The organism is Priestia sp. JNUCC 25 (assembly GCF_053667915.1).
The window spans coordinates 4177131-4190905 of record NZ_CM132211.1; the positions used below are offsets into that span (position 1 = coordinate 4177131).

The following is a 13775-nucleotide window of genomic DNA, read 5'->3' on the forward strand; positions in this document are numbered from 1 at the left end:
TTCACGTCATGTATAATGTGTTAGTAGCTGATTCAATTAGCAATGAAGGTCTTGCTCCACTACTTGAAGCTCCTCATGTGAATCTTACGCGAAAAAAAGTTGAAGAAGTTGAGAATGATTTGCATACGTACGATGCGCTTTTAGTACGGAGTGCTACGACGGTTACAGAGGATTTGCTGACAAAAATGCCGAATTTAAAAATTGTTGCTCGCGCTGGAGTAGGGGTCGATAATATTGATATTGAAGCCTCAACTAAACGAGGGGTTGTCGTTATTAACGCGCCGAACGGAAATACCATTTCAACGGCGGAACATACATTTGCTATGATGGCTAGCTTGTTTCGTCATATCCCCCAAGGAAATGCTTCAGTTAAAGCGCGCGAATGGAACCGCTCAGCATTTGTTGGGACAGAGCTTAATCGCAAACACCTGGGCATTATCGGATTTGGACGAATTGGCTCAGAACTTGCCAAACGCGCAAAAGCCTTCAATATGAGCGTTCACGTTTACGATCCTTTTTTAACCTCTTCCCGAGCTGAAAAGCTAGGAGTAGAACTATTATCCCTGGATGAATTACTAGCAGCAGCGGATGTAATTACCGTGCACACTCCGCTTACGAAAGAAACAAAGGGATTGCTCAATCATGACACATTAGCCAAAACAAAGAAGGGTGTGTTTTTATTAAACTGCGCGCGCGGCGGAATCATTGATGAAAAAGCCTTAGTTCATTATTTAGAAATTGGCCATGTTCAAGGTGCAGCTATTGACGTATTTGAAGTTGAGCCGCCGATTGATAACCCTTTGTTACATTTTGATCAAGTTATTACAACTCCCCATTTAGGAGCTTCTACAAAAGAAGCCCAGCTTAACGTTGCTGAGGACGTGGCACATGACGTTCTGCGTTTTCTAGAAGGTAATCCTGTAAGCTCATCCATTAATTTGCCAACGCTTTCTAAAGAAGTTTTTGAAAAAATTCAGCCGTTTACGAGCCTTACTAAACAAATGGGAGCCATTTTATCTCAATGCATGCGAGAACCTGTTCAGCATATCTCTATCTCCTACGGAGGTACAGTGACGGATTTGGAAACCACTTATATTACACGGAGCTTGCTATCAGGCTTTTTAACTCATCGGATCGACTCACCTGTTAACGAAGTCAATGCTTCTATGATTGCCAAAGAACGAGGAATTACATTTGGTGAAAAAACATCGGAAGATACGCAAGGATATTCCAATATGATTGACGTTACCGTAACAGGGGAACAGCGTATATTTACCATTACGGGCACCTATATAGCAGGCTATGGACCTCGAATTATTAATATTGATTCGTTTGATATTGATTTTTATCCGGAAGGACATCTTCTTTATATCCGTCACAGTGATCAGCCCGGAGTTATTGGAAATGTAGGGAAAGTACTTGGAGATTTACGTATTAACATTGCTACCATGCAAGTGGGCCGTAAGCAAAAAGGCGGAGAAGCCATTATGATGCTTACGTTTGATAAACTTTTAGATGATTCTGTCATTTCCTCGTTAAAACAAACAAGCGAAATTGTGACCATACAGCGTATTGAATTGTGACATTAAAAAAAGAGCCTTAGCGGCTCTTTTTTTATGGACTTATCTTTAACACTTGTCCTGCATTTAACATCGTATTTTCTAAATGATTCCACTTTCTTAGCTGATCAATATCTACTTCATATTTGACTGCGAGCTCAGATAATGTATCTCCTTGATGGATAAGAATACAGTTATCAGAAGTCTGATGTAACTGCTGAAAAACCGTGGCAGCTAAATCGCTTTTTACGTATGCCGATAGTTTTTGCTTGTCCAATTTGGCAAGTGGGTTTACTGCATTGGTTTTATCCGGATTCCAACTTTCTTGATGAACTTCAAAATGCAAATGTGCACCTGAAGATCGCCCTGTATTGCCAACTCGTCCAATGTTTTGACCTGCGGCTACACGATTTCCTTCTGCAACAAAACGTTCCTCTAGATGAGCATAGACCGTTTCGTATCCATTTGTTTGTTTGATAAAAACAACCTGTCCGTATGTATTTGAATAGTAAGAGCGGCTCACCACTCCTTTTGCAACAGCATACACCTGTGTACCAACAGGTGCTGCTATATCAATTCCAAAGTGTTTGGCGTGACGAGAACCAAATATATCAGTTAAGACTCCTTCAACCGGCCACTCCCACTGCTTCTCTTCTGCTTTTACCATTTGCCCGCCCAAAAATAAAAGACCTATACACAATCCCATTACTAATACAACCAATATTCTTCTTAACACGTCAATCATGAAGAAAGAACCTCCTATGTAGATCATTGCACACAAAACATACTATATGCCAATTCCTTCTCTTTTAGACTTGTTTATAGAAAAAATAAAGAGATGTGATTTTCCACTGAATCACATCTCTTTGCTATTCTTATTATTTCAGCCGAACAAACTGTTATTTAGCATGTGCTTACTTTGGCAGTTTAATAAAGAAAGTTGTTCCTTCATTTAATTCACTTTCAACCGCAATGATCCCTTGATGTGCCTCCACAATATTTTTGGCGATTGCAAGCCCAAGACCAGTTCCTGACTTCCCTCTTGTTCTGGCTTTATCCGCTTTATAAAATCGTTCAAATACAAATGGAAGATCTTCTTTCGGAATGCCTGCTCCTGTATCTTGAACAGAAAGATGGATTTCGGATTGACTTTTATCAAGATGCAGCTTTACTTCTCCGTAGTCATCCGTATGACGAATCGCATTATCAATTAAGTTTGTCAGCACTTGTTCCATACGGTCTGAATCAATCATCGCTTCAAATTCATCTTCTATTTTTCCATTAAGAGACAGTTTAATATGTTTTTCTTTAGCTAACCCTTGAAACTTACGCAAAACACGTTCTGTAAATTCAACCATTGCTACAGATTCTAAGTGAAGCTGCACATGTCCCGCTTCCATTCGCGCCAAATCTAAAAGTTCATTTACAAGCCGGCCCATACGGAGTGATTCATCATAAATCACCTGTGCAATTTCTTTCTTTTCTTCATCCGTACTTGCAATATCGTCAATAATAGCTTCACTATAACCTTGAAGCATAGAAATAGGTGTACGCAATTCATGAGACACGTTTGCAATAAAATCTTTTCTCGATTTATCAAGTTTACGCTCTTCAGACATATCACGTAGTACAGCTACAGCACCGCGAATTTTCGTTTGATTATAGAGCGGTGACATTAAAATGACCCACGTTTTCCCTTGAATTTTCAATTCTGCACTTCGCTCCGTTTCAGTCTCTACTACCGTTTGAAACAAATGGACGACGTTTGCTGGAAGCTCAGGGACCTGCTGATTGTTGACATCCTGCTCGTAATACCAAGTCTGAAGAAAATGCTCCGCTGGAGGATTGGTAATTAAAATCGATCCGTCTCTACTAAACGTAATAACACCGTCTGCCATACTGCTTAAAATACTTGAAAGCTGCTCTTTTTCCTGATTGAGCGCATTGAGGTTAAACTTTAACTGCCTGCCCATTTGATTAAAAGCAATCGCTAACTCTCCAATTTCATCGTGAGTTAAAATAGGTACTTTTGTATCAAAGTTGCCTTTTGTTACTTCAAATGCCGCCTGCCTCATTTTTCTAAGAGGCGCTGTAATTCGAGTGGATAAGAAAAAAGCAAAGATAGTAGTTAAAATAATAGCAATACCTGCAGCCAATAAAATGAACTTAGTCGTATATTGAGCGGGTTCTTCAATTTCAGAAAGAGATTGATACAAATAAACGCCGCCTGTTGGTTTGTTATCTTTCATTAAAGGTACACCGACAACAAACATTAAAGGCTCATCACTCGTGTCTTTCTTTGTAGTCATGTACATTTTTTCCCGTATTACTTTACCTTTTTCAACCACTTGATTTAGCTGATCGTTTTGTTTAACAATGGCCGAAATAGCTTTCTTATTTTCTTTATCAGGATGTGTGGAATGCCAATAAAAATCTTTGTCTTGAACAATAACTACACTTGCTTGGTCTGCAAGTTCACGAGCAATCGATAGTCCTAGTTTTTCATCGTCCGTTTCCTGCACAATGGTAGAGATTTTAGCAGCCGTTTTAGTTAAACGGTTTTCTGCATCTACAACATGATAATTTTCAAAAAACTGAAGCAGTAAAATGGTCAAAATAAATAAAACAAGCGTGACGAGCAATAGGATAGTAAACCATAGTTTACCAACTACACTTCTCCAAAACATCAGTTATTTTCAACCTCAAATTTATACCCTACTCCCCAAACGGTTACAATCATTTTCGCCGCTTGTGACGATACACGATTTAACTTTTCACGCAAACGCTTGACGTGCGTATCTACCGTACGAAGATCTCCAAAGAAATCATAATGCCATACTTCACGCAGCAGCTGCTCTCTGTCATATACTTTATCTGGCGTTTTTGCGAGATAGCATAATAATTCATATTCTTTTGGAGTTAAGTTAACTTCTTTTCCGTCTGCTGTAACGCGATGTGCATCATTATCAATCGTTAAGTGATCAAAGACAATAAGATTTTTCACGCTCGTTTCTGGTTGAATAAACGTCGCTTGAGAAGAACGTCGAAGCAGTGCTTTTACGCGAAGAACCACTTCTCTTGGGCTAAACGGCTTAACGATATAATCATCTGTACCTACTTCAAACCCTTGGACTCTGTTTACTTCTTCCCCTTTAGCTGTAAGCATGATAATAGGAGTTGCTTTTTTCTCCCGAATTTGTTTACAAACCTCAATACCGTCTATGCCGGGCATCATTAAATCTAATACAATCAAATCATAATCTATGTGTAACGCTTTTTCGATTGCTTCATGCCCATCCGCTGCTTCTTCAATGATGTATCCTTCTTTTTCTAAGTACATTTTTAACAATCGTCTAATGCGATCTTCATCGTCTACTAGCAGTAATCTTTGTTCGTTTTGCATGTATTTTCAACCTCCTAGTCTTAGTGTACAAAAAAAAACCGGCGAGTTCTACTTATGATACCCAAACAATGTGACAATTCGTGAACACCTTTACAAAAAACAGCTTTTTTTACCCAAAAGAAGCTGAGACGCAACGAAATCCATGCAATCTACAGCTGAATAAATAAAATAAAGAAGCTAGTAGGGATCGCTTGTTGCACGGCTATAAGCACCTACATACATGAACCCTACGTTCACCATCTCAATGAAAAAATCCGAACGAATGAGATTCTCCATCAAGAATCTCATTCGTTCGGATCTTCCTTCAACTAAAATATCTTTGTTTCAGCCTCTATTCTATTTTTAAAGGTTACGCATATGAATGTAAACCTGCAATAATTAGGTTCACAGCAACTAAGTTGAACATAATGATGGCAAACCCGCCAACTGCCAGCCAAGCTGATTTTTCACCGTGCCACCCTTTAGACAGCCGAAGATGAAGAAAAGCGGCGTAAAATAAAAAGGTGATCAGCGCCCACACCTCTTTAGGGTCCCACCCCCAAAAGCGCGTCCAGGCCATCTGAGCCCAAATCATAGCGAAAATAAGTGCTCCTAGTGTAAAAATAGGAAATCCAATCGCCACTGCTCTGTAGCTTACTTCATCAAGCAAGTCGCTGTTTACCTGCTTCACAAGCGGCTGCAGCGCGGCTCCAATTCGCTTCCGTAAAATAAGACGAATCAGCCAATATAAGACAAAGCCACCGGCTAACGACCAAATAACCGTATTTAATTTTTTAGCATTGATAATAGCGGGCATATCAATAAGCGGCTGTATATCGTTCCCGTCTGTCCACTCACTTTGATGCGGTCCCACTAGCGGAACCATATGATATACGACTTGCTCTTGTTCTCCACTTTTATTAACCCAATTAAATGATGACTCGTAGTGAGCCGCATTAAAAGTCAGCGTCACCGCTACAAACCCAAGCGTACTAATAAGCGTATACAGGATGAATTCCAGCCAAAATGCTTTTTTATTTCGCTTGGATTGGTCAATCGTTTTGATTAAATAAATCAATCCTGCAACAAAGCTAATGGAAAGCACGGCTTCACCCGTAGCAGCAGTTGTAACGTGAATATGCAGCCAATTCGTTTGGAGAGCCGGTATCAGCGGCGTAATTTCAGTTGGAAACATGCTTGCATAAGCAATGATCAAAAGAGCCACCGGCAATGCAAACAGTCCAAGCATGCTAAGACGATAAATAAAGTAAATAACAATAAATGCGCCAACAAGCATCATGCCAAAAAACGTCGTAAATTCAAATAAATTACTAACAGGAGCGTGGCCTGATGCAATCCACCTTGTAATAAAGTAGCCAATCTGTGCAATAAAGCCGATGATGGTAACCGCAATTCCAAACGTTGCCCACTTTGTTTTCTTTTGAGCTGCTCGCTTATCTCGAATAGCTCCTCCGAAAAAAAAGGTTGCAACTAAATAAGCAATAAACGCCACATACAGTAAATTACTACTTATACTCGCGTAATCCATGCTTTTTCCTCCTATTTTGTTTCTTTATCATTTTGGTCCTTCAGCTGTGTAAGGGATGTTGATTCTAATAAACCATTTAGTTCTTTTTTAAGCCCATACCAGTTTTTATTTGTATGTGCGGCCAACCATATCTCATTATTGACTTTTTGAATCCACATGCGGCGATGATTCCAATACATCCCTTGAATCACACCAATCATAAAGATTGCTCCGCCAATTCCTAAAAACCAAAGCGTATAGTCTCTGCGAACGGTTAATCCCGTTACATTTTTCGTTTCCACACCAGCAAAGGTCATTTTATAATCGTTATTTCCTAGCGGCTCCAAGTTCTCTCTAATTCCAACAAAAGCAACTTCCCCTTTTTTATGCTGAGGCGTAATCATTTTAAATACAAAAGCCGGATTGTTAGGCACTCTGGTCTTTGTATTTGGATTTCCTTCATCATCAAAGAAAAAGTCTGGAAAGTAACTCATGAGCTTGACTTTATATCCGTTTTTTAAATCATATGTTTCTTTTGGATTATGTAAATCTACTGTAAGTGAACCAACGTTTCTATTTGCATTTTTATCTGTTAAATGGAAAGACATAGAGCTAAACTCATTTAACTTGAAGTCCACTTGGTACATGGCATATCCTTCAAACTTAAGCGGCTGATTCACCCGAATCTCTGAATCTTTTATTTTCTTTAACTTTGGATCTGCTCCCGGTATAAGCTTTCCTTCGCGCTTATACAAACTAACATCCGCTTCATATTTTTTGGCTACTTTATTATTCCCTGCACGATCAATTGCTTCTTGGAACACGGCGCTTTCGCTATCTTTATCATACGTTTCAACAGTAAAACGATGGTTTTTCAAAAAATACTCTCCGTTCGTCCCAGGAATAACTTTTGTTTCACCTTCACGGATCCAAAGAACTTCATCTATATACATACCTGGTACAAATCTAAGCATAGCACCTAGTAAAAAGATAATGAGACCGATATGATTAATATATGGACCCCATCTTGAGAAGCGTCCTTTTTCAGCCAGCAGATTGCCGTTTTCTTCACGAATGGAGTATCTTCTTTTTTTAAGCATGCTTTTTACATGTTCATAATCTTGATCCGTCCACGATGATGAAGTGCTATATAAACGCTGTCTTTTTAAGAAGTTTGGATGTTTTGTTACACTCTGCTTTTTTAGAGCTCGGTACAAAGGCACGACTCGATCTAAACTGCAAATGACTAACGACATCCCTAAAGCAGCAATTAAAAGCAAGTACCACCACGATTCATAGAGGTGATGAAAACCTAACTTATAATAAAGTTCTCCTGTCCATCCATATTCCTTTTGGTAATACTCATCTGCTGTCACATTAGGAGGTATGTAAGCTTCTTGAGGATAAATGGTTCCGACTGCAGACGCAACAAGCGTCACAATAATGATCCAAATACCTACTTTTACAGAAGAGAAAAAGTTCCATATTTTATCGATAACTGTTTTATTGTACGTTTGCGATCGCCTTGCGCTTCCTTCATAACGCATATCTACTAATTTATCAGTTGTTTCTTCTGCAATCGGCTTACCACAGGCTTCACACAAAATCGTACCATGCGGGTTAACGTGTCCACATTCACATTTTACGTGTTTCATTGTCAACACTCCCTATGGTTTAATTTCTTCCATATATTCTTTTATTTTAGATTCTTCCAATCCCCCAATAAAACTGTCTACAATCTTTCCGTTTTTATCAATTAAAAATGTAGTCGGCAGAGGATCTATTCCGTATGCACCCAAAACTTGTGAATCTTTATCCATCAAAATCGGAAAAGATAGCTCATATTGTTTAGCAAATTGCTCTACTGCTATATTCGTTTCTGCAACGTTAACAGCTAGAATTTCAACACCTTGCTTTTTATATGATGCATACTGCTTCTCCATAGCCGGCATCTCTTGTTTACAGGGCTTGCACCATGTTCCCCAAAAATTCAAAAAAACTCCTTTGCCTTTGTAATCTGATAGCTGATGAGTTTCTCCATTAACATCTCTTAATATAAAGTCAGGTGCCTTATCTCCTACTGATACCTTTTGTTTATCAGCAAAAAATTGAGCATAAAGGGTATATCCAACCGCGCACAGCAAAACTGCCAATATAACTGTTCGAATAATCAAGCGCTTTTTTTTCATGGCACGAACTCCTTTTAACCGCTTTCAATACGCTTTTTTCTATCATTATATCATTTTTGTGGTAGTGGCTTTCCAATAATATTTCGACGTTTCTGTGAAGTCTTCCTCTCATTCTACAAGTTCGACATTTTTTCAAAAAACCTTGCTTGTTTTTCTAATTCACGACATTTTTCATAAAAAAACAGGTAAGTGAAAATTACTTACCTGTTTGAGACATTGAATATAATTGTTTGACTTCATGCGCTGTAAGCTCACGAGCTTCGCCTGCATTTAATCCGCGTAAATCTAAAGGTCCGTAGCGTTCACGTTTTAATTTTAAGACAGAATGCCCAATTGCATCGAACATGCGACGTACTTGACGATTTTTCCCTTCATGAATCGTCAATTCCACAATCGCCGTCTGCTTGCTTTTATCAATAGAAAGAACTTTTGCACGAGCTGGTGCTGTTTTTCCGTCCTCTAGCATCACACCGCGCTGCAGCTGTCTGATTTTTTCACGACTTGGAATTCCTTTAATTTTAGCCACATAAACTTTATCCACTTCAAATTTAGGGTGCATTAGCTGATTAGCAAATTCACCGTCGTTTGTTAAAAGAAGTAAACCCGACGTATCATAGTCTAGACGTCCAATTGGATAAATTCTTTCTTCTACATGTGGAAAGAAGTCAACGACTGTTTTTCTTCCCTTGTCGTCGTTAGCAGCTGAAATTACGCCTCTTGGTTTGTATAACATAAAATAAACGGGCGCTTCGCTTTCTACCGGCACTTCGTCTACTTCAATTTTATCGTTAGGACCTACTTTCGTGCCCAATTCTCTTACAACTTTTCCATTTACTTTCACTCGGCCTTGGCCGATTAATTCTTCTGCTTTACGTCTTGATGCTACACCTGCGTGAGCAATCACTTTTTGTAATCGTTCCATTAACACTTCACCTCTTGTAACATCTTACTTGTTTACGAAGTAATACACAAGTCTATTTGCCACTCAGAGGTAGAATTTTCGATTTCTTACCGGCCAAACACAAGGATTACAATGACAACTGAGGCAATAATTCCTACCAAATCTGCCAGTAAGCCAACCTTCAGCGCATCTCCCATTTTTTTAATGCCAACCGCTCCGAAATAAACCGTTAAAATATAAAATGTGGTATCTGTACTTCCCTGCATGGTCGATGCCAAACGACCGATAAAAGAATCAGGTCCGTATGTAGAAATTAGATCCGTCGTGATACCAAGAGCAGCCGTTCCAGATATCGGTTTGATAAGAGCTAAAGGTACAATTTCAGCCGGAACGCCGACTGCTTGCAGCATAGGTTTTAAAATAGACAAGAAAAAATCAAGGGCTCCTGAAGCTCGAAAAATAGAGATGCTCACTAACATGCCGACTAAGTAAGGAATGATGGAAAAAGCAATTTGTAATCCGTCTTTCCCTCCCTCTACAAACTTTTCATACGTAGGAATTTTTTTATAGGTTCCATAAAGTAAAATGCATCCTACGATAAGAGGAATAAACATCAATGATACTTGATTAAGCATAGTCATTTTCGTTTTCCTCCTTTTCGTGTACGTCGATAATAAAAGAAGCGATCAATGATGATAGCTCCTATCGTAGCTACAACAGTTGCTAAAAGTGTGGTACCGACAATTTCAGTAGGATTAGCCGAGTTATACGTAATTCGAATTGCAATAACTGTGGTTGGTATAAGTGTTAAACTGGTTGTGTTAAGTGCTAAAAGTGTGATCATAGAACGGCTTGCTTCGTCTCTATCGCCGTTTAGCTTTTTAAGCTGCTCCATCGCTTTAATGCCAAGAGGAGTTGCCGCATTCCCGAGTCCAAACATATTCGCCATCATATTGGACAATATGTACCCTAAGGCCGGATGATCTTTTGGAACATCAGGGAAAAGTCTTGTAATGATGGGTCGAAACAGTTTCGCTAACTTGTCGAGAAGCCCTGCACTTTGAGCAATATTCATCATCCCTAACCAAAAGACCAGCACGCTGATTAACCCAATGCTGATGGTCACTGCTTCGCCTGCTCCTTGAAAAATTGCTTTGTTTACATCACCAATTTTCCCATTTATAATCGCAAAAACAATTCCGATAATGGTCAGCAGCATCCAAATAATATTAACCATCTGTTTTGGCTCCAGACTGAATAAACATTAATCGCTTCACTTTATCAAAAAAACCTTTTTGCTGCTCGGACTGCTTTTCGAAATAAATTGGAACACTGTCAATCGTCTCTCCACTTCTATAAATATCGAGCTTTCCTACCACATTTGGAACTTCCCCTGTTTCTTTCCACTGCTTTTTAGGCTGAATTAACGTTGTTTTCACTTCTACAGAGCTTTGTTCTTTCTTTGTGAGAGGATAGACGACATTTCGTTTAATATACAACTGATCTTTATAGAAAGAATCCTTTATATCTGCCAATTCTCCTTTTGCAGCTAAACTGGTCATATCATATTTATCAAATGCATTTTCATACATGGAAATGTGATCGTTCCAATCATCTGGGGCATTGATCGTTACAGCAATTAAATCCATTCCATCTTTTGTAGCAGTTGTCACAAGCGTTCGTTTTGCTAATTTTGTATACCCTGTTTTTCCGCCAGTACAGTATGCATACAGTGTTGTCAGCAGTTTATTTTTGTTTTTCCACACTCGATCCCATTTCTCTTCAGGATGCTTCATTCGATAGACTTTTGTTCCTGAAATCTCTTTGAAAATTTTATTATTCATTGCATAGCGCATGAGCAGAGCCATATCGTGCGCGGTTGAGCGATGATTTTCATGATCGTCTAATCCATGCGGATTTTGAAATGTTGTATTTGTCATGCCAATTTCTTCTGCTTTTTTATTCATCAAATAAACAAATCCATCTTCGCTTCCTCCAACGGCTTCTGCGATAGCTACAGCAGCATCATTACCTGAACGAAGCATCAAGCCATATACTAAATCTTTTAATTTTATTTTTTCACCTTCAACTAAATACACAGAAGAACCTTCAACACCAACTGCGCTGTGGCTCACGGTAACTGTTTTATTTATTTTGCCAGATTCAATCGCCAGTATTGCTGTCATAATTTTTGTAATGCTAGCAATTCGGCTAACTTGATCTGCATTTTTAGCATATAACACTCTCCCTGATTTCTGTTCCATCAAAATAGCACTATGAGCACTTACGCTCCCCGCTGCAGATGATGTGGAAGGCCAACCGCTGAGACATAGCAATACAATAAATAGATAGATGATACTTTTTTTGCTTCTTTTCATGTCATCCCCGTCCCTCTACCTGTTTGTACAAGTTTATGCTCGTCTTTTTTGGTTATGAATGAAAAGATTTGTCCATACAAAAAAGAACATAGAAAAAACTCTATGTTCTTTTACATTTTCACTTCATTTCTTGAAACGATTGAAAAAACAAATCTGCTTCTTGATCGGTTCCTTCTTGTAATAAATCTTCTGGAAGCGGCGGCAGCTCTTCGATACTTTTAAGGCCAAAATAGCCTAAAAATTCTTTTGTCGTTCCGTATAAGATGGCCCGCCCTGCGCCTTCCGCTCGTCCCACTTCTTTTAATAAAACCTTTCCAATTAAAGTTTGAAGAGGTCTTTCCGTTTTCACTCCGCGAATCTCTTCGATTTCAGCTCTTGTAATTGGCTGCTTATACGCTACAATAGCTAACGTTTCAAGCGCTGCTTGTGATAATGATTGATTAGCGGGAGCTTCTACGAGCTTCTCAATATATGGTGCATACTCTTTTTTTGTGACAAGCTGATAGGCCCCTCCTATTTCAACAAGTGTAACTCCTCTGAACTTACACTCTTGCTCTAAGCTCTCCAAAGCACCTTGAATGTCTTCATGAGGCTTTTCTATAATCTCAGCTAACCGGCTAATGGATAGACCTTCATCACCAGAAACAAAAAGTAAGCTCTCAATAATAGCCTGTAGATTATTCGTTGTCATTCCTCTTCATTCCTTTCTCGATACGATACATAAAGCTCGTCTAGATTGTGCTGCTGTTCCACAACGATTTCATTTTCTTTCATTAATTCCAGCACAGCTAAAAACGTTACAACAATATGATCACGCTCTTGATAAGGAAACAGCTGATAAAAACTTTTTTTCCCTTTAAAGGCTTTTAATTCGTTCACAATTTCACTCATGCGCTTATCAATTGGAATGTCTTGCCTTGCTATTTTCGTCTGCATAGGCTTTTTGTTTTGCTTTCGTTTCATCAACTTTTGAAAAGCACTTAGCATATCATACAGTGATATATCCAATCCTTCATCCTGAGGCTGCGTACGTTCTTCTGCATTTATTTGCACATTACTTGGAGGTTTTGTATACACATGACTTTGGTCTTCTTCCAGCTTTTGAAGCTCTACCGCCGCTTCTTTAAACTTTCGATATTCAATTAAGCGCTGCATCAATTCTTCACGCGGATCTTCTTCATCGACCATTTCAATTTCATCCATATCTTCTTCATACGTAGGCAGAAGCATTTTACTTTTAATTTGAAGCAAAGTTGCTGCCATGACTAGATACTCACTGGCAACGTCTAGCTGAAGCTCATTCATTGTATGTATAAACATCATATATTGCTCAGTAATTGTCGCTACTGGGATATCGTAAATATCAATTTCAAATCGGTTAATCAAATGCAGAAGAAGATCTAAAGGTCCTTCAAACGCATCTACTTTTACACTATACTCCACTTTTATCTCACCAACACTTTTCAATTGCTTATCATTTCTGCTGCTTTATATAACGTTACTATCATTAGTATAGAGGATTATAGACACATGTCCAATACAAATTAACGTAAAAATAGGTCATTTGCCCATACAAAAAGTTTAAATATACATATGATGTCAAGGTAATAAGATTTTGAAATGGCTGAAGGAGGAACTCGCATGGGTGAAAAATCTTGTGGATACGGTAGCGGTTTCGCTTTAATTGTTGTACTGTTTATTTTATTAATTATTGTTGGTTGTTCTTGCTTACGCTTCTAACCACACATATTGAATAAAAACAAACGTGTTCGCCATACCTTGAGCACGTTTGTCTCTTTAAAGGCACCGCGCTGATGAATAGCTAATTTTTGTGATAC

The 13775-nt window shown here is 38.7% G+C and carries 14 protein-coding genes; 2 read left to right on the forward strand and 12 right to left on the reverse strand.

All coding sequences use genetic code 11. The features are described from left to right. Positions 1-8 precede the first annotated feature (8 nt). Positions 9-1583, forward strand: coding sequence for a phosphoglycerate dehydrogenase (serA, locus tag JNUCC25_RS21910; RefSeq protein WP_029320362.1), 1575 nt, complete (start codon positions 9-11; stop codon positions 1581-1583). Positions 1584-1614: 31 nt separating this feature from the next. Here the strand turns inward: serA and JNUCC25_RS21915 are convergent, their stop codons facing one another. From JNUCC25_RS21915 to JNUCC25_RS21970, 12 genes are all read right to left on the reverse strand, one after another. Then, positions 1615-2304, reverse strand: coding sequence for a peptidoglycan DD-metalloendopeptidase family protein (locus tag JNUCC25_RS21915; RefSeq protein ID WP_013059049.1), 690 nt, complete (start codon positions 2302-2304; stop codon positions 1615-1617). Positions 2305-2473: 169 nt separating this feature from the next. Further along, a complete protein-coding gene (locus JNUCC25_RS21920) occupies positions 2474-4246 on the reverse strand; it encodes an ATP-binding protein (protein ID WP_028410715.1) in 1773 nt (590 codons plus the stop codon). After that, on the reverse strand, positions 4246-4962 hold the full coding sequence (locus JNUCC25_RS21925) for a response regulator transcription factor (RefSeq protein WP_013059051.1): 717 nt from the start codon (positions 4960-4962) through the stop codon (positions 4246-4248). The genes JNUCC25_RS21920 and JNUCC25_RS21925 overlap by 1 nt, the downstream gene beginning before the upstream one ends. A gap of 349 nt (positions 4963-5311) precedes the next feature. Then, the gene (ccsB, locus tag JNUCC25_RS21930; protein WP_013059052.1) at positions 5312-6490 is read right to left on the reverse strand and encodes a c-type cytochrome biogenesis protein CcsB; all 1179 of its coding nucleotides are present in this window, start codon (positions 6488-6490) and stop codon (positions 5312-5314) included. Between the two features lie 11 nt (positions 6491-6501). Beyond that, entirely contained in the window at positions 6502-8124 is a 1623-nt protein-coding gene (locus JNUCC25_RS21935) for a cytochrome c biogenesis protein ResB (protein ID WP_029320357.1), read from the reverse strand. A gap of 12 nt (positions 8125-8136) precedes the next feature. After that, positions 8137-8658: a thiol-disulfide oxidoreductase ResA gene (resA, locus tag JNUCC25_RS21940; protein WP_013059054.1), complete on the reverse strand. Its 522-nt coding sequence runs from the start codon at positions 8656-8658 to the stop codon at positions 8137-8139. Positions 8659-8854: 196 nt separating this feature from the next. After that, the gene (locus JNUCC25_RS21945) at positions 8855-9580 is read right to left on the reverse strand and encodes a pseudouridine synthase (RefSeq protein WP_013059055.1); all 726 of its coding nucleotides are present in this window, start codon (positions 9578-9580) and stop codon (positions 8855-8857) included. An 86-nt stretch (positions 9581-9666) separates the two neighbouring features. Then, positions 9667-10200: a spore maturation protein gene (locus JNUCC25_RS21950; protein WP_013059056.1), complete on the reverse strand. Its 534-nt coding sequence runs from the start codon at positions 10198-10200 to the stop codon at positions 9667-9669. Continuing rightward, entirely contained in the window at positions 10197-10796 is a 600-nt protein-coding gene (locus JNUCC25_RS21955; RefSeq protein ID WP_013059057.1) for a nucleoside recognition domain-containing protein, read from the reverse strand. Before JNUCC25_RS21955 ends, JNUCC25_RS21950 begins: the two co-directional genes overlap by 4 nt. Further along, the gene (locus JNUCC25_RS21960) at positions 10789-11937 is read right to left on the reverse strand and encodes a D-alanyl-D-alanine carboxypeptidase family protein (protein WP_029320329.1); all 1149 of its coding nucleotides are present in this window, start codon (positions 11935-11937) and stop codon (positions 10789-10791) included. The genes JNUCC25_RS21955 and JNUCC25_RS21960 overlap by 8 nt, the downstream gene beginning before the upstream one ends. A gap of 118 nt (positions 11938-12055) precedes the next feature. Continuing rightward, a complete protein-coding gene (scpB, locus tag JNUCC25_RS21965) occupies positions 12056-12628 on the reverse strand; it encodes an SMC-Scp complex subunit ScpB (protein ID WP_013059059.1) in 573 nt (190 codons plus the stop codon). After that, positions 12625-13380, reverse strand: coding sequence for a segregation/condensation protein A (locus JNUCC25_RS21970; protein ID WP_013059060.1), 756 nt, complete (start codon positions 13378-13380; stop codon positions 12625-12627). Before JNUCC25_RS21970 ends, scpB begins: the two co-directional genes overlap by 4 nt. 198 nt (positions 13381-13578) lie before the next feature. On the opposite strand from JNUCC25_RS21970, the gene JNUCC25_RS21975 reads away from it, so the two are divergent. Beyond that, on the forward strand, positions 13579-13677 hold the full coding sequence (locus JNUCC25_RS21975; RefSeq protein ID WP_170836726.1) for a YjcZ family sporulation protein: 99 nt from the start codon (positions 13579-13581) through the stop codon (positions 13675-13677). The last annotated feature ends 98 nt before the right edge of the window (positions 13678-13775 follow it).

Bases quoted from the DNA above. Each gene is read 5' to 3' on its own strand.
- JNUCC25_RS21935 (WP_029320357.1), bottom strand. From the start codon at position 8,124: ATGAAACACGTAAAATGTGAATGTGGACACGTTAACCCGCATGGTACG.
- JNUCC25_RS21915 (WP_013059049.1), bottom strand. From the start codon at position 2,304: ATGATTGACGTGTTAAGAAGAATATTGGTTGTATTAGTAATGGGATTG.
- JNUCC25_RS21920 (WP_028410715.1), bottom strand. From the start codon at position 4,246: ATGTTTTGGAGAAGTGTAGTTGGTAAACTATGGTTTACTATCCTATTG.
- scpB (WP_013059059.1), bottom strand. From the start codon at position 12,628: ATGACAACGAATAATCTACAGGCTATTATTGAGAGCTTACTTTTTGTT.
- JNUCC25_RS21975 (WP_170836726.1), top strand. From the start codon at position 13,579: ATGGGTGAAAAATCTTGTGGATACGGTAGCGGTTTCGCTTTAATTGTT.
- JNUCC25_RS21960 (WP_029320329.1), bottom strand. From the start codon at position 11,937: ATGAAAAGAAGCAAAAAAAGTATCATCTATCTATTTATTGTATTGCTA.
- resA (WP_013059054.1), bottom strand. From the start codon at position 8,658: ATGAAAAAAAAGCGCTTGATTATTCGAACAGTTATATTGGCAGTTTTG.
- JNUCC25_RS21955 (WP_013059057.1), bottom strand. From the start codon at position 10,796: ATGGTTAATATTATTTGGATGCTGCTGACCATTATCGGAATTGTTTTT.
- serA (WP_029320362.1), top strand. From the start codon at position 9: ATGTATAATGTGTTAGTAGCTGATTCAATTAGCAATGAAGGTCTTGCT.
- JNUCC25_RS21925 (WP_013059051.1), bottom strand. From the start codon at position 4,962: ATGCAAAACGAACAAAGATTACTGCTAGTAGACGATGAAGATCGCATT.
- JNUCC25_RS21945 (WP_013059055.1), bottom strand. From the start codon at position 9,580: ATGGAACGATTACAAAAAGTGATTGCTCACGCAGGTGTAGCATCAAGA.
- JNUCC25_RS21950 (WP_013059056.1), bottom strand. From the start codon at position 10,200: ATGACTATGCTTAATCAAGTATCATTGATGTTTATTCCTCTTATCGTA.
- ccsB (WP_013059052.1), bottom strand. From the start codon at position 6,490: ATGGATTACGCGAGTATAAGTAGTAATTTACTGTATGTGGCGTTTATT.